Origin of the sequence: Neorhizobium alkalisoli, assembly GCF_007829835.1 — a bacterium.
In the GTDB taxonomy this organism is placed as follows: Bacteria; Pseudomonadota; Alphaproteobacteria; order Rhizobiales; family Rhizobiaceae; genus Neorhizobium.
In genome coordinates this window covers 37,815-61,605 of record NZ_VIWP01000009.1, presented here as the reverse complement: position 1 = coordinate 61,605, position 23,791 = coordinate 37,815, and the positions used below count along the sequence as shown (strand labels likewise).

The window sequence follows — 23,791 nt, the reverse complement described above, 5'->3', positions numbered from 1 at the left end:
ATCTTCACGACCAAGTCCGGGACAGCACGTGGCCTCGCGCTCGGCCGCTTCCACCTCCAACCTAGAGGCGCTCGGAACAATTTGGGTTGGTCGATGCGATCAAAGATTCAAGGCGGTCGACATAGACGCACAATCGCGCCGAGGTTTTACGGGCCGCGTCGATATCCGGCCGCTCTCTACCAATCCAGCGTAAATTGGTCTTAACGCCCAGTTTCAGCAGGTAGAGTAGTTCGGCGAGCTCCGTGGGCGATGCGGCCTTTTGGTATGGCCGGAGTTCCGAGGAGCACCCGTCGGAAGCGTGGTCGCTGCCAGTACCGGCGTGAGCATCTGAAGTCGCGTTCAAATTCGTCATCTACGCCTGCCCCCTGAAGATGCGTTGCCCGATTGTGATCTACATCCTGTATCCCGAACTACAGAGGACAATGTCCCAAAGCGACCCGTCCGCACACCCTCGAAAGAGGGGTGTCATCCAAAGGTGAGGGTGTCTGCCGTGAGCCCGCGGCCGGCCGGACGATGCAATGCCTTGAACTCGCCCGTCGGACAAATGGCTGCTCGCCCAGCAAAGTCGGAGAGATCGATAGCGGAATATTGCCTACAGCTTGTGGAATCCATGGCATTGGAGATAATCCACGACGTCGTTTTTTGTACTTCGCGGGGGCGAGTGTTGACCACTTATCTTACATGGAGGGTTTCGCCGCGGAATCTGTTCTGGGCGATAGCGATACAGCTGTTGATACTTGCGGCCCCTGCGAACCACGCGCGTGCAGAAGAACCTGTTCCGACTGCGACAGTCCTCTCAGAGCCGATCATCAGCCGGCTCGTGCCGAAAAGCGATATCCAGTTCACCAAGCTGTCATTGTCCCAGGGGCTCTCCCAGACCCGGGTGGGCCAGATCATTCAGGATGACGACGGTTATATGTGGCTCGGCGCACAGCACGGGATCAATAGGTTCGACGGGTATACCTTTCAGGTTTTCAAACACGACCGTGACGACCCGGGCAGCCTAAGCGGGGTCTACATCTATTCAACGTTCAAAGACCGCGACGGAACGATCTGGATCGGAACAGATCAACTTCTCGACGCCTTTGACCGAAAGACCGGGAAATTCAAGCACTTTGTACTTGATGGATCGACGCCGACGGTCTTGCAGATCAGCCAGGACCGCCACGGCTTTCTATGGCTCGCAACCTCGCAAGGTCTATACCGGCTCGAACCCGCAACGGGTAGCGTAAAGCGGTTCGGGCAGGTACCAGGCCGGGATGACGGCTTGAGTACCGACGACATAAAATCGACCGCCACCGACCGCGAGGGCGTCTTCTGGGTGGCTACCGGGAACGGGCTCGAGGCATTTGATCCAGACACCGGAAAGGTGAACCGCCGCATTCCGCTGCGAATCGAAGCACGAGAGTTCCAGTTTTTCGAGGATTCCAAAGGGCTTTTCTGGATTCTCTGGGGATCGGGCAGCGGGCTCGCGCTCTACGATCGCGCTCAAAACACGGTCAGGAAGATATCTTTCAGCAACACCGCCGACGGTCTTATGTCCGGCGTCTACAAGATGATAGAAACACGCAACGGGGATCTCTGGCTTGTCAGCATGGGCGCTGGCCTGTTGCGGTTCAACCGAGCCGATTTCACTTTCGACCAGTACGTAAATGATCCCACGGACCCGCAAAGCCTGTCGGAAAACAGGGTCATCGAAATCTTCGACGACCGCCAGGGCAATATTTGGACGGGGCTGCATGCCAGCCCACCGAATGTTTTTACTCCCGAGCCCCTACCGTTCCAGAAGGTCTGGCCTTACTCCGGCCACGTCAACAAGCTCGGCGAGACCTTTGTCAACGCGATCCTAGAAGATCGAAAGGGCAATGTCTGGATGGGGACCGGTGGCGCGCTGACGCGCGTCGATCCGGCCGGGCAGCTGCGAATATTCGACCTCGCGGAGAACGGCGCTTCGGTGGAAATCCTTTCGATGGTGGAGGACGATAACGGAACCCTTTGGATCGGCACCATCGGAACAGGTCTGATTTCCTTCGATCCGGAGACAGGCAAAACGCAGACGTTCAGATATGAACGCGGACGGCGTGACTGGATCAGCAGTGATGTAGTGACCCGGGTCTTCCTGGATAGGCAGCGGATCCTATGGCTCGCAACTTGGAACGGTCTCAACAGGTTGGACACGAGGACACAGACCTTCAAAACATTCAGAGCCGACACCTCTCTGAACAAGGAGCTTTTCTCGATCGACGAGGACGATCAGGACAATCTGTGGATCGGCTCCAGGGTTGGGCTCGTGAAGTTTTCGAAAGCTACGGAGGAGTTCGAGGAATTTCGTCACGACCCTTCCGATCCGACAACCATAAGCAACAACACTACCAACAATGTCTTTCGCGCGCGGGACGGCCACCTTTGGATCGCCACGCACAACGGCCTAAACGTGTTCGACCCGGCCACCCGAGCGTTCAGGGCTTATTTCGAAAAGGACGGCCTCGCCGGAAATGCCGTGAGCTGCACGCGACAGGATGCCGACGGGAATCTCTGGATCAGCACAAACCGCGGCGTTTCCAAGATGGACCCAGCCACTGGGGAGTTCCAGAATTTTACAAGCGCGGACGGGCTGCCGGGCAACGACATGGGTGGATGGCATGCCTGTAGTAGCGGCCGAAACGGCCGCATGTATTTCGCGGGTTTCCCAGGTGCCGCGGTTGTCGACCCGTCGAAAATCCGCTCAGCAGAGCCGTTGGCCAAGGTATTGTTCACGGACGTCAGAATAGAAGACAAACCGGTCCTCTATCCCCTTAAAAATGCCGACGTCGCGTATCAAATTCGCTACGATCAGAATTTCGCGGTATCCTTCTCGGCATTCGACTTCTCCAACCCGGCGGCCGTACGATACAGGTATCGGATAGCCCCAATCGAGACCGATTGGCATCTCCTGCCGGCGGCGTTGCGGACAATCAACTTTGCGACACTTCCGACAGGGACTTTCACACTTGTGGTGGAGGCGGCTACGGAAAGGGGTGGATGGGGAGGATCCGGCTCGCTGGCCATCCAGGTCTCTCCGCCGTGGTGGAGTACCTGGTGGTTCATCGCCTTGGTCTGCCTGATGTCGATTGCTGCGATCATCGCCGCCTACAAGGCGCGGATGATGCAGATAGAGATGGTCTACAACGCGCGCCTAGAGGAACGGCTTGGCGAAAGGACTCGCGTCGCCCGCGATCTTCACGACACACTCCTACAGAGCTTCCAAGGCTTGATCTATCGCCTCGAAGCAGTGAGGAACCTGCTCCCCGGCGAACCGGCGAAGGCTTCTGAAATGCTCAACGTCATTCTCCTCAAGAGTGATGACGCGATAGTCGAGGGACGAGACACGATTCAATCCCTCCGCGATCCCGCCAAGGCGACGGCAGACATCTTGACGTTAGTCGAAAACGATGCGGCCGAACTTTCGACCCTTCAGCCGGATGGATCGCATTCGTTGTTCTCATTGAAAGCGGTTGGCAAACAGCCGCGTCTTCCGGTCGAGGTGCGCGACGAGCTTCGTCAAATCTGCCGCGAGGCCTTGAGAAACGCATACTTTCATTCAGGGGCCAAGAATATCGAATGCCTCTTCAGCTTCGACGGTGCGCGGATGGAAATCGTCGTCAGCGATAACGGGAAGGGGATGCCCCCCAGATCGGATCAACAGGATTACTCAGGCCACTATGGCATCGCGGGGATTATGGAGCGCGCGTCGAACCTCGACGCTCAAGTCTCGATATTCAGCCAGGAAGGCCAAGGCACAAAGGTGACCCTGAAAATGAACACGACGGAAAGCCGCCTCCAGTCCATATCTCGCAAGCTGGTCGCACACCATGTACGTTAGGCACTTAGACCTGTATGCAGCCTCACCGGCTCCACTCTGAGGATTAAGAAAACTGTCCCGACTTCCAATCGCAATTGTCGAAGATGACCTTGCCGTGCGGCGGGCCTACGCGGATCTTTTCAGTGCATACGACTGTGAGACCGTCGTTTTCCCGACCGCGGAAGAGTTCCTGGAACACGTATCTGATCATAGGGTAGCCTGCCTAATCCTGGACCAGAGATTGCCGGGGATGAGCGGCTTGGAGCTTCAGACATTGCTGCGCGAAATGGATGTGGCGTTCAAGACCGTATTCATCACATCGCAGGATGACGACATCACCAAAGCAAAGGCTATGGAGGCCGGAGCCGCGGCGTTTTTCAGCAAGGGAAGCGACATCGACGACATAATCGCCGGCGTCATGCGCGTTGCAGGTTACGAAATCGACTGAGGCGAGCGTCCCCTTTCAGGTGACCGCCGTGTCAACTTCGCGGAGAAGCCTTGAGAGCCGCACCATCGATCAGCGGTATCGAAAATTCCGCGACCGCTCCTCCGCTGCTTCTGTTCTTTATGCTAAGCGTTCCGCCGAAGCTTTCGACTACGCTTTGACATACCGTCAGGCCGAAACCCAACCTATCGGGTTTTGTAGAGAAAAAGGGATCAAAGACGAGCGCCAGGTGCTCTTCGCTTATCCCGGGGCCGCGATCCGATATCGAAATCCTCAAATCCGTCGCAAATGGCGGACGACAGATTGCTATAGAGACGACCGGCGGCCGGTCCAGAGAGCTCCCCGCTTCGAACGCATTCAGGAGAAGGGCGCAAATAACCTGCTGCAACGCAACAGGGTCCGCTTCGATGAGCGGGAGATCGCTATCCGCAGATATTTCTACAGCGGTATGTTTCAGGCCGAGTGGATCAAGAACAAGATCGAGTGAACGCCTGGTGAGCGCCAGGATATCAACAGCCTGCTGGCTATGACGGTTGGGCCGGAGACTTTCCCGGGTCTTTGTTCCTATTTCCGTCAGACGCTGGGTGTTCCAGCGAAGCCTATCCATTAGTTTCCCGACCGCTTCCGCGCCGCCGGGTCCCATTGCGACAAGCCTACTAGCGGTCGCCAGATCGAGCGAGATCGCGGTGAGGGGTTGGCTCATTTCATGAACGAGGGAGGTGGAAAGCGCAGTCGCGCAGGCAATCCTGTTCGCCCGCGCAAGCTGCTGTCGCGCAGCACCATTTCTCTCCGCTCGCTGGCCGTCGTCTCTGGTATCGAAGAACGACGCTCTGGCGACACCGTCTTCGGTGATCCAGAGCGAGAAGGGGACTGCCCGTCTCTCTCCACGGGTATCAACGAATTCCGCAATTCCGCATGTCGCCTTCGCACGATTGAGCAGGGCGACGAGGACAGCAGTTTCCACATCGAGATTGCCAAGGCCGTCGGCACTCGCCCCCGCGGTGATCATGTCGGCAGTATTCGGATAACCGAGCGCTCTGGATGCATGCTCGCTGGCACGGTAGGCCCGCACCGCCCGCCTGGTCTCGTCAGCCAGTGAACGGTTCGTCGCGAGATAGGCGGGAACATCGACCACACCTTTCTCTCTCAGGGTGTCGGATAACAGCTGCGCGGACTTGATATCGTATTCGACCCAGATTATTTCCCGCGGCTCAAAGACGGCGTTCAGGCGCTCGTCTACCTGCGAGAGAGACTTCTCGCATTCGTCGGTAATGGTTTGCAAGTCGAACTGTAACCTCGAAATCGTCTCGCGATCTTCTACCTGGCGCTGTACGTCGATCAGGCTCCCGAACCATCTCACCACTTCTCCGGATTCGGCCGATCTCACAGATCGGCCTTGCGATTCCATCCATCGATACGAACCATCGTTCATACGCACACGCGCATGGGCCGAGTAGTTCGAGCTACCGTTGTCGACGGCGGCACGCCACGCCTGATACATCTTCGGGCGGTCATCCGGGTGGATCGGGTCAGCCCAGCTTTGGTCGCCGATCGCCGTGAGACGGGGGATGCCGAATGTCTCGGTGTATCGTTCGTTGAGAAACTCGCACCGCCCATCAGCACCGGTGCCCCAGAGCACGTGCGGTAGGGCGTCCGCGAGTTCCTGACGACTGTCGGCGGATCCATGGTTTGGTACCGGCGGAACACGCTTACGAACGCGAAGAAAGGCGATCGCCAACAAGCCAATCGCGATGCCCGCAAGAGCCGCAAGATTGTACGGTTCGCTCCAGCGGTAGGTGAGGGCGGTCGTCAACGCGTCACCATGAATCATCAGCGACAGAAAGGCCAGGATCCAGGTAGTTATGGCGAGTGACCGCGAGACACGCGACGGATCACGCAGAGCGGTCAGGCGAAGAATGGGTGAAACGATCCCGTCCGGCTCCCGCAAGCGACGGCTCTCGACGAGAATTTTGCGGGTGAACGCCATCGCTTCTTTGTAAACTCCAGCAACTGAAGCCGAGACATCGCTTCAAGGCATGCTTGCGATTTCCTCGGAGGGGTGGCGCAGGATTGTCGAGATTTCCAGGTATGTTGCTCATCGAGCGCTGAGCCGAGCTTATCTACCGGCCAGATCTCAGTGGCTTACAAAACGCAGCGCCCAAGCTCCCGCGCAACATCGCCTCCTCCGCCAACCTCGCAGGCTCCCTACCCAAGGTTTCATTCGGACTGTGAGCTAACACCGATATTTGAGGGATCGATACCTATCCATTGTGGTAGGTCATCACTTGGATGTCGCCTAAGCCGTGCCGCAACCGCGGCGCGCGAATAGGAGCGACCTGGCACGAGCCATGTCGGGTATGTCGTCACGTTGTTCAAGCGTTGCGTAGACTTCCCCCATCGAGCTTAGGGAAGACTCCATCAATTCGATCGGCACACCCTCGCTAGACACGATGTCCGACAGAATACGCATTTCCAACAGGCGGTTCCCTTGCAATCTCGAAACGCGAAGGGCATCCCCGAGACCGGACAGCAGATCGTCCATCCGTCCGGTGAGACGCCACGCGAAAACCGCCTTCTTTCTGAGGAATTCGCCTGTGTAGATGCCACATCCTGTTAGTCGGGTCAGTGCGAGCGCCCTATCCACAGCACTGGAGGCGTTGCCGAAGTCCCGCGCTTCGGCGTATGCGTCTGCAAGATAGCCGGTGTAAACAAGCTCGAGCATCCCGCTCCTCAGGCGTCGCAGCTCCGCTATGGCACCATCGAGTGCGTCCAATCCATCTTGCAAGCGGCCCTGACGCACGTGCAGAATTCCCCGGTTAGCCTCCGCAGCCCAACGGAACGGCACTATTCCGCTGCGTATCGCGGACTCCGAAAGCCGCTCGACGTAACACTCCGCTGACACAATGTCGTCCGCCCAGAACATCACAGGAACCATCCAAACCAGAGCTATCGATTCCAGGGCGGCATGCCCGGTAGACCGGGCTTCTGCCACGGTATCGGCGATGACACTCTTCGAGCGGCTGAATTCGCCTTTCATCCAGAGAAGCTGGGCTAGGACGTTTGCCGACCAGAGCCGCTGGTCGACACCCGTTCTCAGGTTCTTAATGGATCGTTCGCGCGGAATTGTCGCGAGCGCCCTTTCCGCTAGCGGAATGGCGGCATCGATGTTTCCTTCAAACGCAAACGCAGTGCCCGTCATACTGTCCGATGCGCCATTAAACGTCAGACCGCGCCTGTTCGCCAGTTCGATGGAGGCTTGCCCGATGGCTGTCATGCCGGGAACGTTGCCGCTGCGAAGATGAAACGCGAAGTGCCCTGACATCACGCGCTCTTCGATGTCCGTCTTGCCGAGTGACCGAGCAAGCTCCAGCGCCCTGCCGATCTCGCCGGATACATCGGAGAGATTTCCCGGAATGAAGAGGAGCGATAGCGACGAATTCAGGCGAAGCTCCAACTCGTCCACCGTACCCTCGCGGTTTCCCGGCAGCTGCCCTAGCGCGGTGGCCGCCCAACGCGCGCCTTCCGCGAGGAGCGCCAAATCCCAGAAAAGGGGCCCGGCCGCCAAGGTTAGCCGGATCGCGATGTCTCGGTCGCCGTCCTGGGAATAGGCCCAAGCCAGTGCCGAGCGCACGTTTTCGACGTCGCCGCGAAGGGAGACGAGGCTGTTTTCCGGCTCTTTTTGCTGATGCCCGAGCAATTCCCCAAGGAAGAACTGCGCGTGCAGTCGCCTCCGCCCATTCAGATCATCGGCGCTTTGCACCCTTTCAGCGACGTAGTCCCTCGTAGTGTTCAGCAACCTGAAACGGATGCGGTCGGAGGAGGTGTCGAGGGAAACCAGTGATTTATCAACCAGGTCGGCGATGTGGTCGGCCACGTCCATAGGCGATAGCGGGAAGAGGCCGACGACGCTCTGGGCCGCTTCAAGCGAAAAAGAGCCCGAGAAGACGCCGAGTCGGCACAGGATATCGCGCTCTGAATCCGAGAGCAGATCATAGCTCCAGTCGAGCGTTCGCCGAAGCGTCTGGTGACGGGGCATAGCCGTCCGCTTTCCTTTGTTCAGCACGTCCAGCCGACTGAAGTAAGCAGCCGTCGAATCCGTCCCGAGAGCAGCGACCCGGCTGGCCGCGAACTCGATCGCAAGCGGAAGTCCATCGAGGCTGCGGCAGATGTTGGCGATGGTTAGGGCATTTTCTTCAGATGGCTCGAAGTCGCTGTCGATGGCGCATGCCCGCTCGATGAACAGCTGAGCCGATGCGAATTGGCCGACCTCGGTCAGGCTCGAGGGTTTTTCCGGAGGTATCGCGAGCGCAGGAAGCCTGCAGATGCGCTCGCCCGATACATGCAGCGGCTCACGAGTCGTGGTGAGGATGAAGACTTCCGGAGCGGACGCGCGGATTCGCTGGACCACCCCGGCAACTTCCTGCACCACGTGTTCACAGTTATCGACCAGCAGCAGGGCGCGCTTTCCCTGAAGAACCTTTGCAATCGCTTCGAGTTCCTGCTCCTCCCGCACGGGCAATCCGAGTGAAGCTGCGAAGGCCGCGTGCACGTGCCCGCTGTCGGTCACCTGACTAAGATCGACGAACGCGGTGTAATCCTCAAACTCATCCCGAACCGTCTCCGCGATCGCCAGCGCTACCGTTGTCTTTCCAACCCCTCCCGTACCGACGATACTTACAAGATGTGTGGAACGAAGCTCCCGGACGATTCTCTCGATCTCCTCGGCCCGGCCCAGTGGGTTGACCAGCAAGGCAGGGGGTCTTGCGAAATGGCTTGACGCGTCACTCGGGTGATTTCGGCGCGCCGAACCGACATGCGTCTCCGGTATTTGCGATGCTCCGAGATCGGCTACAAACACATAGCCCTTCCCAGGCACGTTAATCACATAGCGTCCTCCTTCCCCGGCCTCGGAAAGGACTTTCCTGAGTTCAGAGATATGAACGCGTAGACTGCCTTCGTCGACGGTCTGGCCTGCCCATACCTCGAACAGGAGCTCATCTTTTGAGACAATCGAACCCGCCCTGGCGCATAGCGCCAAGAGAATATCCAGCGCCCGCCCACCCAGCCGAACGGGCTCTCCCCGCATCAGTAGCTGTCTTTCGGCGACTGACAGAACGAAAGGGCCAAAACTGTAGGTCGGCGGCCGCGCCGCGTATTCTGGGGTAGCTGAAAAATGTGCGGTATTCATCGTGCGATGTCCGAAACTGAAATATGGCAGTCCGTTTATTGCTACGGACGGAATTCCCAGCGTCGAAAGGACGCCCTTGTTTCATCGCGCTGGCGAGCGATTGAGTCTGGAGTGTCTGACAGCCGCGGTCATCAAGACGTCGGAATCCCGGCTCCGGGAGCACTGCTCCAGAAGTTCGGGTATCCGCTGCCTGTGTCCGATGTCAGCCGCACCTAGTCATTTCCGACACCAGGCAATTTAGCTGGCGTGATCGATTCAAACACCCTCGAAAGAGGGGGGACTCGAAAGAGGGGTGCAAACTTCGTCGGGTCGAGCTTCTTTATGCCCATATTTCTGGGCGCGTTGGGCCAGTACCTGCTGCCCCCGGCTTCAGCCCCCCTTTCGAGGGTGGACAACATCGGTCCGCGATCTACGATCGCCGGGTTTTCGGGACCGGACTTGTCGGCGAGCTTTACTGTCTGGCAAACCGAACCATGTCGAGATCGATGTAGTTATAGTGGACCACAGGGAGTGGTATGATGCCGTCACGGACCGAATCCAGTCTGATTGCCCGTCGCAGAGGCCGATCGGAGACCCGCCGGTCACGGTGCCTGTCCATGTGCCGCGGCAGCTGAGAGACATGGCATCACGTCCCATAAGAGTCATGACAGCCGACGATCATCTGCTCATCCGGGAAGGATTGGCGGCATTGATAGCGGCGCACCCCGATATCGAGATTGTCGGAGAAGCGGCCGATGGCGAACAGGCTATCCGGCGTTACAGCGAACTCGAGCCGGATGTCATGCTTCTCGATCTCCAATTGCCGAAGGTTCACGGCATCGATGTCCTGACGGAAATCCGCAAGGCATATCCGAATGCCCGCGTCATTATCCTGACGACCTACGACTTCGAGCAATTGGCAAGCAAGGCGATCGCCGCCGGGGCCCAAGCCTATCTTCTCAAGTCATCCGTCAGGAAGGATCTGATAAACACGATCCGATCGGTAGCGCGTGGGCGACGCCATGTCGACGCGGAGGTCGCGAATACCCTGGCGACATATGCGGACGGGGAGTCCCTCACTACCCGCGAGATATCGGTCCTCGCCCTAGTCGCGGAGGGCAATTCGAACCGGGAGATCGGCTTGGTGCTGTCGATCACCGAGGAAACCGTCAAAGGGCATGTTAAAAGCATATTGAGCAAACTTACCGCGAACGATAGGGCCCATGCCGTGGCGATCGGGCTGAAGCGAGGTATCATCAGTCTTTAAAGCCTCTGTGATTTGCGTTGCCGCATTTGGCAATCCGGCAAATCAGTTCGCGAAGTAGCGTGTTGGCGTCGTGCCCAACGCCTTCTTGAACATGACGATAAAGGCAGTTGCGGATTCATATCCGAGATCGCTCGACACTTTCTGGACCGTCGCGCCGCCTGCCAGCTCGCGCAATGCGATGACCAGGTGCAGTTGCCGCCGCCATCGGCCGAATGTCAGCCCCGTTTCTTGGACCATCAGCCGCTTCAGGGACCGCTCGCTCATGGCAACGTGTGCCGCCCAATCTACCAAGGTGCGACGGTCGCTCGGCTCCTCCATCAGGGCCGCGGTGATCGCGGCGATCTTGGGATGCCTAGACGCGGGCAAGTCCAGCCCCTGTATGGGCATTTGCGCCAATTCATCAAGTAGGACCCGGACCATGCGGCCGACATGATCGTCCGGCGCGGAATCAACCGGTTCATCCGCCAGCCGGAGTATCATCTCGCGGAGCATCGGCGACACGGACAAGGTGCAGCACTCCTTAGGCAGTGTCGCCGCGCCGGGTTGCACGAACAGATAGGATAGGCGTGCGTTCGACGTGGCCTGGTTGCTGTGGGGCACGCCGCCGGGTATCCAGACCCCGCAATCCGGCGGGACAATCCATATCCCATGCTCCGTCCTACACGTGACGGCACCGTGCAGCGCCAGGATGAGCTGCCCCTGCTCGTGCTGATGCTTTGGCACTTCCGCTTCGTAGTCACGGAAATCGAGGCGAACAGCGACGGCCGGGTGATGTGACTGGTCGGGATCGAAGTCGTCGTAGCAGGGACGCGGTAGTGATGAGGATTGGCCCGATTTGGAGATCATTTGGCATTATCTCCAAATTCGTGCGGACCGCAACAGTCTACACTCGGGTGATCAACAACCGAAAGGAGACTGTCATGCGAATTTCTGTCGTCGGCGCGACCGGGCGAATCGGCGCTAAGTTGACCCGGACCCTATTGAGCGCCGGGCATCAGGTCAGAGCATTGTCGAGAGGCGGCCCGGCGCTTGATGCACTTGTCGAGCTCGGAGCGGAGCCGTTTCTCGGGAGCTTTGACGCAGGAACGGGTGACCTCGACAAATTCTTCGAGGGTGCGGATGCTGCATTCCTGATGGTGAAGACCGATTGGAACAACATCGCGGGACACTACCCCGCCGTTGCCCAGCGCTTTGTCGCCGCGCTGGAAAAATCCACTGTCAAACTGGCCGTCAGCCTGACGGCCATGGGGTCGGACGTGAAGGGTAAGACGGGGCATTTCGAATGCTTCAACGAACTGGACGAAAAGCTCAACGAGCTCGGCACGATCGATCTGGTCCATCTGCGCGCTGCCTGGTTCATGGAAAACGTGCTGGCCTGGGTGGGCCCGATCGCCCGATACGACCGCATTGCCTGGTCCTGTAAACCTGATCTGAAAATGCCCTGGGTAGCGACCGATGACATCGCATGGCTGGCCGCTAAGCACCTGACCCAACCGACGGGCCGGCACCGCGTCGCGCTTGAAGTCGGCTCGGAAGATATCTCGATGAACGACCTGGCAGCGATCATCGGGAGGGAGATCGGCAGGCCGGTGGAGTACCGATATATCGAGACGAGCCGCAAGGACGTGGAGGCGGAATTCCTTGCGCGGTTCGGGACGCCGGAAAAATGGCAGGACGATACCCTGACTGCTGACGCCCTGAACAAGGGCGTCGTCCGGTTCCACGGGACGCAAGAGGATCGTCCAAAACTGCCCACGACGATGGAGGCGTTCATTCGCGACGTCTTAAAGCCACACTACCTGGAGGCGGTCAGGGCCGGAGACCAGCGGGAGACGTTTGCCATGTGGACGGCCAGGGACTAGCTGAGTTCATTGGACTCGTAGTCGACGCGATGATTGCGCTAGGCGCTGTATCCACCGTCCACGTTTAGAACGCTTCCGGTGATGAATGCCGCTCCTGGGCCTGCGAGAAACATTATCGCGTCGGCCACTTCAGATGGCTTGCCAAGTCTTCCGAGAGCGTTGGCATCCCTTTCGGCGGCCAGCATTTCCCTGGATAGGCCTTGATCAGCCTGGGACTCGATCGCGCCGATCTGAACCACATTCACCGTTATTCCCCGGGGACCGAGGTCATGGGCGGCTCCCCTGCAGAAAGCGGCTATCGCCGCCCGCGTGGCCGCGAAATCGGCAAGCCCCGGAGTTCCGACTCGGTCGGCGAGGCTCGAGCCGAGCGCGACCACGCGCCCTCCGTCTCTCATTGACCTGGAGGTGGCCTTGACAAGTGCGATGACGCTTCGGACATCCGTGGTCATCTGCTCGTCGAGTGCGTCCTCGTCGACATCACCGTCATCTATCTGGCCTTCCACGCGGCGGATCGTGTTGGCAACAAGTACGTCTATTCCTCCCAGGGCCGCCACTACGGAGCGCACGAGTTGGGCTGCCTCGACGCCATTCGGAGATCCCGTGATAGGAAACCAGACGACGCGCCCCCCGTAAGATCGTAGAGATTCCATGAAATGCGGAGACGGCTCGCTTTCCAGCGCGAGAGCCAAATCTGCTCCGCTTTGAGCAAGCGCCTGAACGGTTGCCACGCCGATGTCACTGCTAGCCCGCATGACGAGGGCCACCCGGGAGCCTGTGACCTGGCTCGAAGTAAGTCCTGCCGCGCTCACGGGATGCCTCATAGCTTGCTTTGACATGTGGGAACGCGAGCCGGATATGCGGCAAGGTCCTCCGACAGTCGCTATCGGCAGGACGTCAGAGAATATTGTAAAATCCGGTTCCGGTGTTTGTTAGGCATCCGGCCTTAACGCCATAACTTCTTTTTACATCCTATAACTCGATTTCACACGTCCCAACACGGCAACCTCACTGCATCCGAAGCAGCGAGGACATCGCGATGGACACCTTTCTTTCATTCAATGCCGCCCTGGATGTCGGCAACGCCTCCCAGGTCTGGCACGCCGAAATAGACTATCGGACGATCGAAGGCTGGCTCGACCGGCAGGCCATCCTCGGCAGAAGCGCCCCAGCGGCGGCTGTGGTGAAGGAGAGGGTCACCTCCGGGCTCAGCGAGTGGCAGCGGAAGAAAATCATCCGCTACATCGATGAAAACGTCGACAGCAGGCTCCGCGTCAGCGACCTCAGCGAGCAAGTCCGCCTGAGCGTGAGCAGGTTTTCCAAGGGATTCAACGTAACATTCGGACGTCCGCCGTATGACTATGTCCTCTCCCGGCGCATCGAGGCGGCGAAATACCTGATCGCATCGACCCATGAGCCTCTCAGCCAGATAGCCCATGCCTGCGGCCTCAGTGACCAGGCCCACCTTTCCAAGGTGTTCAAGCGCCTGGTCGGAACAACGCCTCTCAAGTGGCGCAAGAACGCTTCCGTGCCCAAGACCAGACAGTGGGACTACCTGACCGCAGGCACCCGTCCCGACAATGACCGCATCGTTCACGCCTCGATGGCTTTCTAAGCGGTGCTACGCGCAAGGCATCAGGCGCGGTGCTTCGATGACAGAATTTGAAAACACGTGGGTGCAGGATCGTCCAATTCTTCCGCGCTGAACACCGTCACGATGCGCGGTGACGGAATGACAGCCCGGCTAGCCGAGATGCGGCTCGCACCCCGGAAAGTCACGGAGAAGAGGCGACAATGAGAAAGCTGACCATCAACGGCCAAGTCCATGAAGTCGACATGCCTGACGACATGCCCCTCCTTTGGGTGCTGCGCGACGTTCTCGGGCTGACCGGGACGAAATACGGCTGCGGCATAGCCCAGTGCGGGGCATGCACGGTGCACCTCGGAGGCATCGCGGTCCGTTCCTGCCAAACGACAATGGATATGATCGAAGACATGCCGATCGTCACCATCGAAGGCGTCAGCAACACGCCGATCGGAGCCAAGGTCCAGGCGGCATGGCTCGACAAGGAAGTGGTGCAGTGCGGGTATTGCCAATCCGGGCAGATCATGTCGGCGACCGCTCTCCTTACGGAGAACCCGAAACCCACGGATACCGACATCGACGACGCCATGGCCGGAAACATCTGTCGCTGCGGCACATATGTCCGGATCCGCGAAGCGATCCATTCGGTCAACGTGTGAGGGCTTCGCAATGATCGAGAACCTCGTATCACGCAGGAATTTCCTCCGGGGAACTGCCCTCGCAACTGCCGGGCTGGTGCTGGCCGTCCAGCTTCCCGGAAACACCCGCCGCGCGTCCGCCGCGGTTGGCGAGCAATCGAAATTCATACCCAACGCCTTTGTCAAAATCGATGACGACGGCATCACGCTGATTATGCCGCACACGGAGGTAGGCCAGGGAATCTACACCTCGAGTGCGATGCTCATGGCCGAGGAGCTCGAGGTAGATCTCGACCAGGTGCGGGTGGAGGCAGCGCCTCCCGACCTCAAGAAATACATGGACCCCATCCTCTTCGACCAGGCGACGGGCGGTTCGACGTCCACGCAGTCGGACTGGGTGCGCCTACGAGAAGCGGGGGCGTCCGCACGGATCATGCTCGTCGGAGCCGCGGCGGCACGGTGGGGAGTTCCCGCGGACGACTGCAGGGTCGAAAAAGGCGTCATCCATCACGAGCCTTCCGGCCGCTCGCTGAGCTATCTCGAAGTCGCTGCGGACGCCGCTACGCGAGAAGTACCTAAGCAGGTCCCGCTAAAGGACCCCTCACAGTTCAGGCTTATCGGTACCAAGGCAAAGCGCCTGGACACCCCGGCCAAAGTTGACGGTTCGCTGGTATACGGGATCGACACCCGGCTTCCGGGAATGGCTTACGCGACCCTCGCCATCGCGCCCGTGAAGGGCGGGAGGATCGCGAGCATGAACGAGGCAGCCGCGCGCGCGGTGAAAGGCGTCCGCGAAGTCGTCCGGACCGACGATGCGGTGGCAGTCATCGGCGATCATATGTGGGCGGCCAAGCTCGGTGTCGATGCGCTTGAACTGACCTGGGAAAGCGGACCGAACGCGTCGGTCTCGACCCAAGCGATATTAGACGATATGCATGAGGCCTCCCTCAAGCCCGGCGTTGTCGTGAGAGACGACAACGGGGCGGCCGAAGCCATACGGAAGGCCAAGACAAAGCTCGACGCGGTCTACCGTTCGCCATTCCTGTCGCATTCCCCGCTCGAACCCATGAACTGCACGCTGCACATCGGGGAAGACCGTGCGGAGTTGTGGGTTGGAACCCAGGTTCCGGTCAGGGCACAGAAGGCGGTCGCCGAGGCGACCGGACTGCCTCCCGAGAAGGTGACCGTGAACAACCAGCTCATGGGCGGCGCTTTCGGACGGCGTCTGGATATCGACACGATTGAGCAGGCGGCAAAGCTCCTGCGCAATATCCGATATCCGGTCAAACTCGTCTGGACCCGCGAGCAGGACCTCACTCATGATTTCTTCCGACCCTATTACTACGACCGCGTGTCAGCCGGACTGGATGACGCCGGCCGCCTGGTGGGGCGTACTCACCGCGTAACAGGCTCGTCGGTCATGGCAAGATGGGCACCTCCGGCATTCGTAAACGGCATCGACCCCGATTCCCTGGATTGCGCGGCCGAGACACCGTACGACGAGAGCGCCGTTTTCGCCGATTATGTCCGCCACGAACCGGAAGGCTTGACCACGGCCTGGTGGCGTGGCGTCGGTGCAACCCACAATCTCTTCGTCATGGAGAGCTTCATCGATGAGATGGCCCACGCGACCGGGCAGGACCCCGTCGATTTCAGAAGGAAGATGTTGACCAAGAACCCCCGCGCGCTGGCCGTTCTCGAACTGGCCGCGGAGAAGGCGGGGTGGAAAGAGAAGCTTCCAAAAGGTCGCGGACGCGGCGTCAGTCTGCAGTTCGCCTTCAACACCTACCTGGCGCACATTCTCGATATCGAAGTCGTCCCCGGCAAACAGGTGAAGCTTCTGCGCTCCGTGTTGGCGGTGGACTGCGGCATCGTCATCAATCCGGACACCGTAAGGGCGCAGATGGAAGGAGGCGTACTGTTCGGGCTTGGCACCGCGATGTTCAACGAGGTGACCTTCACCGGCGGGGCCGTGGACCAGAGCAATTTCGACAACTACCGGATCCTTCGCATCAACGAAGCGCCCAAGGTCGAAGTCTACCAGGTAAAAAGCGTCGAGAAGCCCGGCGGCGTCGGGGAAGCAGGTACCGCCGCGGCGGCGGGCGCTCTAGCGAACGCGATATTCTCTGCCACGGGAAAACGCATCAGGTCGCTCCCCCTGTCGCAGGCCGCAGTGTGAAATTGCGGACTTAGACGCGAGTGGGCGGCGAACGAGACTGATGGGACGTCATATGGAACTACCGACGATGGACCGGATGACGGACGGCTTCGGCCGTCGCGTCAGCTATTTGCGTGTTTCGGTAACAGATCGGTGCGATTTCCGCTGCTCCTATTGCATGTCGGAAAGCATGTCCTTCCTGCCGAGGGACGAGCTCCTCACCCTCGGGGAACTCGAAAAGCTTTGCTCTGTCTTTATCGCCAAAGGGGTGCGAAAGCTGCGGCTGACTGGCGGCGAGCCTCTGGTGCGCAAGGGAATGATGGATCTCGTCCGGTCGCTTGGCCGAAAGATCGGATCGGGCCTCGACGAGCTGACGTTGACGACTAACGGCTCGCAACTCGCACAGCACGCGGTGCAACTGGCGGACGCCGGCGTTCGAAGGCTCAACGTGTCGCTCGACTCGCTGCAGGCCGACCAGTTCCGCAAGATAACGAAGCGAGGGGAGCTCGCAAGGGTGCTGGAGGGAATTCAGGCAGCGCTTGCCGCCGGGCTGAAAATCAAGCTGAACGTCGTGGCGATGCGTGGCGTCAACGAGCACGAGATACCCGATATCATCCGTTTCGGCCACCTCTACGGCATGGACGTCACGGTGATCGAGACGATGCCGATGGGAGATGTCGGCGAAGACAGGACCAACGTTTACCTCCCGCTTTCGGAGGTGCGCCGAACCCTTGCCGACCATTTCACGATGAGGCCTCTGGACTACCGGACTTCAGGGCCCGCGAGATATGTCGAGGTGGCGGAAACGGGTGGCAGGCTTGGCTTCATCACGCCCATGAGCCATAACTTCTGCGAAAGCTGCAATCGCGTCCGCCTTACCTGCACTGGAACGCTCTACATGTGTCTCGGGCAGGACGACGCGGTCGATCTCCGGGAGGTTTTGAGGTCTGGTGCCGACGATGTCGAGCTCGGGCGGGCGATCGACGGTGGAATCGCCCGTAAACCAAGGGGACATGACTTTGTGATCGGTAGGGGAGAGAAGCCCGCCGTCCGCCGACATATGAGCGTGACCGGGGGCTGACCACCCAACAGGATCGCCGGGCTCGGCAAATCTCCCCCGGACACGAGCCGCCCGGGACATACTAGATGCCGGGCGGTGAACGCGGCGATTATTCGGTGTGGAGGATTTCGGCCATTCGCGCGAGCAGTCCCTCGGTTCCCGCCACGCGGGTGTGCACGAGGCTGAGGCCACCGTCGAACGTCGCCGCCGCCACGACGTCCTGACCCGGTATCGAGCGAAGAGCCGGAGCCCACATTTTCTCGACGACGAGGTCGCCAAAGCTGGTCGGCATCTGCAAAACCCCGAAATTCGTCATCACGCTGTCAAATGGTCCGTGTTCGAGCACGCGCTGCCTTGTCGCTTCGTAGCTCGGATCGTCAACACAGCGCTTCGCGATATCCCCGACCATCCAGAGGGCCATCTTCCTTTGGCGAAATTTGGCGATCTGCTGATGCACCCGGCTCACATCGTCCCAGTACTCCGTCCCACCCCTCTCGAACGGAGTAATCGCGATCGACAGCGACAGGCCGACGTGCTCGGGAATTTCGAACTCTGATCTGAGGTCAATCGGGGACATTACCCGCACGGCCTCTTCCGACCATCGTTCATTCAGTGAGACAAGTGATCGCCCGAGTGCGGCCGTGATCATGGAGTTTATCGTCGTGTCACGGGACTTCGCGGTCTGGCGGAGCTTCACCAGGCAGTCCGCGGCGATTTCCAAGGAATCGACCGTCGTTCGAAGTGTAGAGGTATGGAGCGGGTCAGCGTCGAGGGCGGCAGCCCCGCAGGAAGCAGCCGAATTGCTGAAGAAGGGCGGCACCTCCAACCCTATCCTGTCCTCGAGCTTCGCGTCAGCGGCCGGGGCCGAAAGCTCCGCTCCGCTCAGGGCAGTCAGCAGTTGGCGCATTACGAAGACGGCGGCCATGCCGTCGGCGATGGCATGATTGAACGTGAGGAATAGTGTCGTCGAACCGAACCCGGCAACCATCGCGGCGCGGACAAGCGGAGCGTCGGCCGATACGAGTGGCCTGTTCATCTCGCGTTCGGCGATCCGCTCCCAAGTGGTCGCCGATGCCGCTACTGCCGTGAGGGATATCGGGCGCTCCGAAACAACGAAGCAATGCGAGCCATCCTCGCTCCACCCCAGCGAAACACCGAGGAGGACGTGCCGTTCCTGCACCTTGGCGAGCGCGGCGACGACGGCCGTTTCCGACAACGTGCCGGAAACGCGAGCGGCGATCGTGAAGTTCATCGTACCGTCTTCGCCATAGGCAGCAAATAGATGCTCAAGCGCGCCGAGCGTCCTAAGGGTTCGGGATGTGGTTGTGGACATGTCGTATCCTGTCATCTGGGTCTACATGCCCTCGCATACGCTGAGAGCTGCTGCCCATATTGAAGGATCGGGTCGCGGGAAGAGCGAGACAGTCCGCGCTTGAGGGGAACGGAACCGCTGCATTCGATCTCGCTCAAGTATCAACACTTCCCCGAAGGCAGAATCGTCCTATTCCGCACTGAAACGAGGGCATAGCCATGATGCTATCAACAGCCCATGCGGCGACCCGCGGAAATTTGGTGTCGAACATGCCTCAGCCCTATCCCATCCTCGTCGAAGCGCTGACACAGATCGCGGCTTCCAACGACAGCGACCAGATTTCCGAAATCGCCCGTAATGCAGCGCGGCGCATCCTTTCGGCCGAAGCCATCGCGCTTCTCCAATCGGAAGCCGGGATGATCGCGGACGTACAACAGCCCTCGCGGATCACGACAGCCCTTACGTATCTACCCGATCCCGCCGCAAAGTTGATCTCCGTGAGCGCCATCGGGGAAGATGTTCGTCCGGAGGACTGCGCCCTGTCGAGATTCTCCGGGAGCGTCCAGAGCCTATCAAGATCGCTCCACTCACCGATCGAGGAGGTTTTCGAATTCTCTTCCGAGGATACGTTGCCCGATACTCTCGGGGAGATCGTCGCTGCGCAGACGCTTGCGCGTGCGGCCTCGGCCGCGATCTCACGCTGCATCGATCTCGGGGAGCAGATCCAGGCAAGTGCGCTTTTGAGGCTTGAGCGCGACGAAGTACGGCACCGCCTCAAGAACGTCTACGCTTCCGCGATCGGTCTCGCCAACCTCTCCCTGCCAAGGGAACAATCGAAGGAATTCGCGCAACGCCTAAGGACATTGGCGGAGGTGCACGACTTCCTCGACAACGAAGGCAGGGATAATCCCGGTATTCCGCTGCGGGAGCTTATCGCGGGTGTCCTGTCTCCATATCACGATCCGGACAAACCGCGGATACTGGCAGATGGCCCCGAGATAGAGATCAGCTCCACGATCGCCGTGGCGTTGGGTCTTGTGGCGAACGAGCTGGCCACCAACGCGCTCAAGCATGGCTCGCTCTCCATCGGATCGGGAAAGGTTCAAATACAGTGGACCCGTCGCGATGGGGAGATCGGCCTTTGGTGGACAGAGGTCGACGGACCCGAAGTCGATTGCGACGCAACTGCGAGCCAGGGCTCGAAGTTGATGCGGATGATCGTGGAGAGCCAGTTGCGCGGAACGATGGATCACGCCGTGACGCGATCGGGCCTCAACTTCTCCCTGGTGTTCCCGATCGACTGACCGCGGCGGGGTAAGCGTGACGGAAGCCGCCCGCGGAAGTCCGGCGAGAGGCTCGATTTTACAATCGCCCGTTATCGACAGCTGCTTTTCTCCGAGGGGAGATCAATCCCCAAGGAGAAACGACAATGGCTCAAGTGGAAACCTTCGACATCCTCGTGTTCGGAGGCGGCAAGGCGGGCAAGACCCTCGCGATAGAGCAGGCCAAGGCAGGCAAGCGCGTCGCCGTGATCGAGGCGGGTCTCATCGGCGGGTCATGCATCAATATCGCCTGCATCCCGAGCAAGGCGCTGATCAGGAGCGCGGAAGTGGCACACGCTACCCGCAGAGCCTCCGAGTTCGGCACACATGCCGATAACATCCGGACCAGCCTCGATCTCGTCCGTAACCGGACGGCCAGCGTCGTGGCTGAAATGGTCGCCTTCAATCAGACAGGGTTCGACGCCAGCGGCTTCGAGCTCGTCATCGGCTGGGGGCGGTTCGTCTCGCCCAAGACGATAGCCGTGGAAACCGGAAACGGCGTCAGGACACTGACGGGCGACAAGGTGTTCATAAACCTTGGCACCACTGCCGCCGTACCGGATGTCCCCGGACTGGCGGCCGCGGACCCCATCACCCACGTCGAAGCCCTCCAGCTTGGCGACATGCCCACGCACCTGCTCGTTCTCGGCGGCGGCTATATCGGCATGGAGCTCGGCCAGGCATTCCGGCGGCTCGGCGCGGAAGTTACCATCATAGAGACGGGCGCTCGCCTCGCTCCGAGAGAGGACGAAGACGTCAGCGCCGCCTTGCTGGGAGTCCTTCAGGACGAAGGCGTCAATGTGGCTCTCAACTGCGCTGGAACGACGGTGGCCGGAAAGTCCGGACAGTCGGTGCGCATCACAACCGCCGACGGCCGGGCTTTCGAAGGGTCCCATCTGCTGGTCGCCGCGGGCCGTCGTCCGCGGACCGGGGGGATTGGCCTCGATCTGGCTGGAGTGGAGCTCGATGGGCGAGGGTTCGTGAAGGTGGATAACCTTCTCAGGACCTCGGCGCAGGACGTCTGGGCAATGGGCGAGGTCGCGGGTACGCCGATGTTCACCCACGCATCCCTCGACGACTATCGCGTTGTCTCAGGTCAACTCAAGGGTGGCCACAGAACGACGGACGGACGGATGATTCCGTACTGCGTGTTCATCGACCCCGAATTCGCGAGGGTGGGTCTAAACGAAAGCGAAGCGCGTTCCAGAAACCTCGAATATCGGGTGGCCCGGCTGCCGATGGACGTCGTCCCGAGGGCGCGCACCCTTTCGCAGCGAAAGGGCTTCATGAAGGCGCTCGTGGCAAAGGACACCGATCGTATCATCGGCTTCGGGATGCTGGGCGTCAACGCTGGCGAGGTCATGAGCGTCGTGCAGATGGCGATGCTGGGCGATCTGCCGTTTACGGTGCTGAGAGACGGAATCTTCGCCCATCCGACCATTTCGGAGGGACTGAACATGCTTTTCGCAAACGTGAAATAACGGGGATGTCCGCGGCCGCCGGCGTTTCGGCGGCCGCTACGGTAGGTCCGTTTCCTGCGGAATACCGAAGAGCCGTCTTATCCGCGTAGCCAGTGTGTCGGGATGCGTGCCATGCGATAGGGAGCTGGCGTTAGAGAGATGCTCCTCGTCCTCCATCCGCCGTGAAAGTAGGGTGCCGAGCTCCTCCGCGAGAGCCGGACGGTCACGCATGACAGCGGCGAGATCTTCCTTGGTTATCTCGTAGATCACCACAAAAGTCAGGGCAGTCGTGTCTGCCGCCTCCGCAGCATCGACCAAAACCCCCCTTTCACCGAAAAGGTCGCCCGGCGACAGACGTGCAAGCTCGACCATGTGTCCGTTCTCCAGCCGCTGCAGCGCCGCGACGCCGGTTCTCATGATCATCAGGGAGGAAAGTTTGCTCCCCTGCGAGGTGATGACCGAGCCTTTCTGGTAGGTATGGCGTGTCATACTCGACGCTAGCGCGTCTTTCTCGTCGTCTGTCAGCGTGGCGAAAAGCGGTATCGACTCCAGCAACCGCCAAGGGGTTCCGGGATGCTTGACGGACTGCGCCTCCACCGAAGCCTCGGAATGCTGGACCGTGACGTCACGTGGTGCGGCCAGTTTCAGTCCGTTGGCCCTCGCGTGGCGGTAGATCAGATCATAAAGCTCGCTTTTTGCCGCTCCGGCGGCGGAAAACCCGCGAACGCGAAAGGTCAGCTCGATTTCGACGGCGTGACTGTCGATCCCGACGACCAGCGCCGAGGGTGGCGGCGTCTTGAGAATGGCAAAGCTGCTCAGCAGGACCGTCCGCATCGTCTCCTCGATCGCGGCTGGAGTACGGGTGGGAAGGAACCGGACCGTTATCGAGACGCCATGCGTCTCTTCCGGCCGCGTCAGGTTGACGAGGCGCGCTTTTGCCAGGGTGCTGTTTGGCAGGACGACAAGGTCATCAGTGCCGTTTATCAAGTGAGTCGATCTCCAGTTGGTCTCCACCACGCGTCCCTGGAAACCTCCCTCCAAAACTATCCAATCGCCGACGGCGTAAGGGCGGCCAAGGTTCAGCGCGATGCCGGAAAAGACGTCATTGAGAGTGCTCTGCAACGCGAGACCCAAAACGATCGCGAAGGCACCGGACGTCGCGATCAGCGTGCCGACAGGCAGGCTGAAGACATTTGCGATCAAAGCCAGGCCTGCTCCGAGATAGATGACCCCAATGACCAGATCTTGGGCAAGCCGACCTTCCCGAGGCTTGTTCTCGAAAATAAGAAACAGCCGGACCGCACTTACCAGTACCACCGCTGCACCGATCCACCACACGGCTTTGAGAAACCCGGTGGTTATCCTCCGCGACAACACGTTGTCGCCGAGATCGGGAGAGTAGGGCGCGATGTCGTGCGACAGCAGAGTGGCGGTCAGGAGAGCGAAGAAACACACGCTCACAATGAACCTGATCGTCGGATTCCGTCCGAGGACGACGCGCACCCCCACGGTCACCAAGACCAGAATGGAGAACTGCAATGCTGGATTCGAAAGTACTTGATCGATCATGACATACTTCATCGGCGAGTTTGGTGGCCAGGGAAGGATGCACGGAGCTTTGGGAGGAGGATTGTCTCAAATCGCTCCCGCGGCGCTCGATTACCGCCAGCCAAGACC

The 23,791-nt window shown here is 59.8% G+C and carries 17 protein-coding genes; 10 read left to right on the top strand and 7 right to left on the bottom strand.

Going from position 1 to position 23,791, the window contains the following annotated elements; all coding sequences use genetic code 11:
* Positions 1-61 precede the first annotated feature (61 nt).
* Positions 62-352: a hypothetical protein gene (locus FHW37_RS26105; RefSeq protein ID WP_145641718.1), complete on the bottom strand. Its 291-nt coding sequence runs from the start codon at positions 350-352 to the stop codon at positions 62-64.
* A 312-nt stretch (positions 353-664) separates the two neighbouring features.
* Here FHW37_RS26105 and FHW37_RS26100 point away from each other — a divergent pair, with 312 nt between their 5' ends.
* Positions 665-3,862 (top strand): sensor histidine kinase, encoded by a 3,198-nt coding sequence (locus FHW37_RS26100; RefSeq protein WP_186458397.1) that lies wholly within the window; start codon positions 665-667, stop codon positions 3,860-3,862.
* Positions 3,863-3,914: 52 nt separating this feature from the next.
* A complete protein-coding gene (locus tag FHW37_RS26095; protein ID WP_145641714.1) occupies positions 3,915-4,289 on the top strand; it encodes a response regulator in 375 nt (124 codons plus the stop codon).
* 31 nt (positions 4,290-4,320) lie between these two features.
* Here the strand turns inward: FHW37_RS26095 and FHW37_RS26090 are convergent, their stop codons facing one another.
* Complete coding sequence (locus FHW37_RS26090) at positions 4,321-6,273, bottom strand: PAS domain-containing sensor histidine kinase (protein ID WP_145641712.1); 1,953 nt, start codon at positions 6,271-6,273, stop codon at positions 4,321-4,323.
* Positions 6,274-6,582: 309 nt separating this feature from the next.
* Positions 6,583-9,474 carry an ATP-binding protein gene (locus tag FHW37_RS26085; RefSeq protein ID WP_145641710.1) on the bottom strand — a complete coding sequence of 964 codons (2,892 nt, stop codon included), beginning with the start codon at positions 9,472-9,474 and terminating at the stop codon, positions 6,583-6,585.
* 643 nt (positions 9,475-10,117) lie between these two features.
* Here FHW37_RS26085 and FHW37_RS26080 point away from each other — a divergent pair.
* Entirely contained in the window at positions 10,118-10,720 is a 603-nt protein-coding gene (locus tag FHW37_RS26080; protein ID WP_210249325.1) for a response regulator transcription factor, read from the top strand.
* A gap of 42 nt (positions 10,721-10,762) precedes the next feature.
* Here the strand turns inward: FHW37_RS26080 and FHW37_RS26075 are convergent, their stop codons facing one another.
* Positions 10,763-11,566 (bottom strand): AraC family transcriptional regulator, encoded by an 804-nt coding sequence (locus FHW37_RS26075; RefSeq protein WP_145641706.1) that lies wholly within the window; start codon positions 11,564-11,566, stop codon positions 10,763-10,765.
* Positions 11,567-11,640: 74 nt separating this feature from the next.
* Here FHW37_RS26075 and FHW37_RS26070 point away from each other — a divergent pair, with 74 nt between their 5' ends.
* Positions 11,641-12,582, top strand: a complete 942-nt coding sequence (locus tag FHW37_RS26070) for an NmrA family NAD(P)-binding protein (RefSeq protein ID WP_145641704.1) — start codon at positions 11,641-11,643, stop codon at positions 12,580-12,582.
* A gap of 38 nt (positions 12,583-12,620) precedes the next feature.
* Here the strand turns inward: FHW37_RS26070 and FHW37_RS26065 are convergent, their stop codons facing one another.
* Entirely contained in the window at positions 12,621-13,334 is a 714-nt protein-coding gene (locus FHW37_RS26065; RefSeq protein ID WP_246690924.1) for an SDR family NAD(P)-dependent oxidoreductase, read from the bottom strand.
* A 284-nt stretch (positions 13,335-13,618) separates the two neighbouring features.
* Here FHW37_RS26065 and FHW37_RS26060 point away from each other — a divergent pair, with 284 nt between their 5' ends.
* The 4 genes from FHW37_RS26060 (at position 13,619) to moaA (ending at position 18,041) form a co-directional block, all read left to right on the top strand.
* A complete protein-coding gene (locus FHW37_RS26060; RefSeq protein ID WP_145641702.1) occupies positions 13,619-14,194 on the top strand; it encodes a helix-turn-helix domain-containing protein in 576 nt (191 codons plus the stop codon).
* A gap of 179 nt (positions 14,195-14,373) precedes the next feature.
* On the top strand, positions 14,374-14,823 hold the full coding sequence (locus tag FHW37_RS26055; RefSeq protein WP_145641700.1) for a (2Fe-2S)-binding protein: 450 nt from the start codon (positions 14,374-14,376) through the stop codon (positions 14,821-14,823).
* Positions 14,824-14,833: 10 nt separating this feature from the next.
* The gene (locus tag FHW37_RS26050; RefSeq protein WP_145641698.1) at positions 14,834-16,981 is read left to right on the top strand and encodes a xanthine dehydrogenase family protein molybdopterin-binding subunit; all 2,148 of its coding nucleotides are present in this window, start codon (positions 14,834-14,836) and stop codon (positions 16,979-16,981) included.
* 40 nt (positions 16,982-17,021) lie between these two features.
* Positions 17,022-18,041 carry a GTP 3',8-cyclase MoaA gene (gene moaA, locus FHW37_RS26045; RefSeq protein ID WP_246690914.1) on the top strand — a complete coding sequence of 340 codons (1,020 nt, stop codon included), beginning with the start codon at positions 17,022-17,024 and terminating at the stop codon, positions 18,039-18,041.
* Between the two features lie 88 nt (positions 18,042-18,129).
* On the opposite strand, the gene FHW37_RS26040 is transcribed toward moaA, so the two are convergent.
* Positions 18,130-19,353, bottom strand: a complete 1,224-nt coding sequence (locus tag FHW37_RS26040) for a hypothetical protein (RefSeq protein WP_186458395.1) — start codon at positions 19,351-19,353, stop codon at positions 18,130-18,132.
* A gap of 197 nt (positions 19,354-19,550) precedes the next feature.
* Here FHW37_RS26040 and FHW37_RS26035 point away from each other — a divergent pair, with 197 nt between their 5' ends.
* On the top strand, positions 19,551-20,636 hold the full coding sequence (locus FHW37_RS26035; protein WP_145641694.1) for a sensor histidine kinase: 1,086 nt from the start codon (positions 19,551-19,553) through the stop codon (positions 20,634-20,636).
* Positions 20,637-20,761: 125 nt separating this feature from the next.
* Positions 20,762-22,135 (top strand): dihydrolipoyl dehydrogenase family protein, encoded by a 1,374-nt coding sequence (locus FHW37_RS26030; RefSeq protein WP_145641692.1) that lies wholly within the window; start codon positions 20,762-20,764, stop codon positions 22,133-22,135.
* Between the two features lie 36 nt (positions 22,136-22,171).
* Here FHW37_RS26030 and FHW37_RS26025 read toward each other — a convergent pair whose 3' ends face one another.
* Positions 22,172-23,683: a mechanosensitive ion channel family protein gene (locus FHW37_RS26025; RefSeq protein ID WP_145641690.1), complete on the bottom strand. Its 1,512-nt coding sequence runs from the start codon at positions 23,681-23,683 to the stop codon at positions 22,172-22,174.
* Positions 23,684-23,791: the final 108 nt, after the last annotated feature.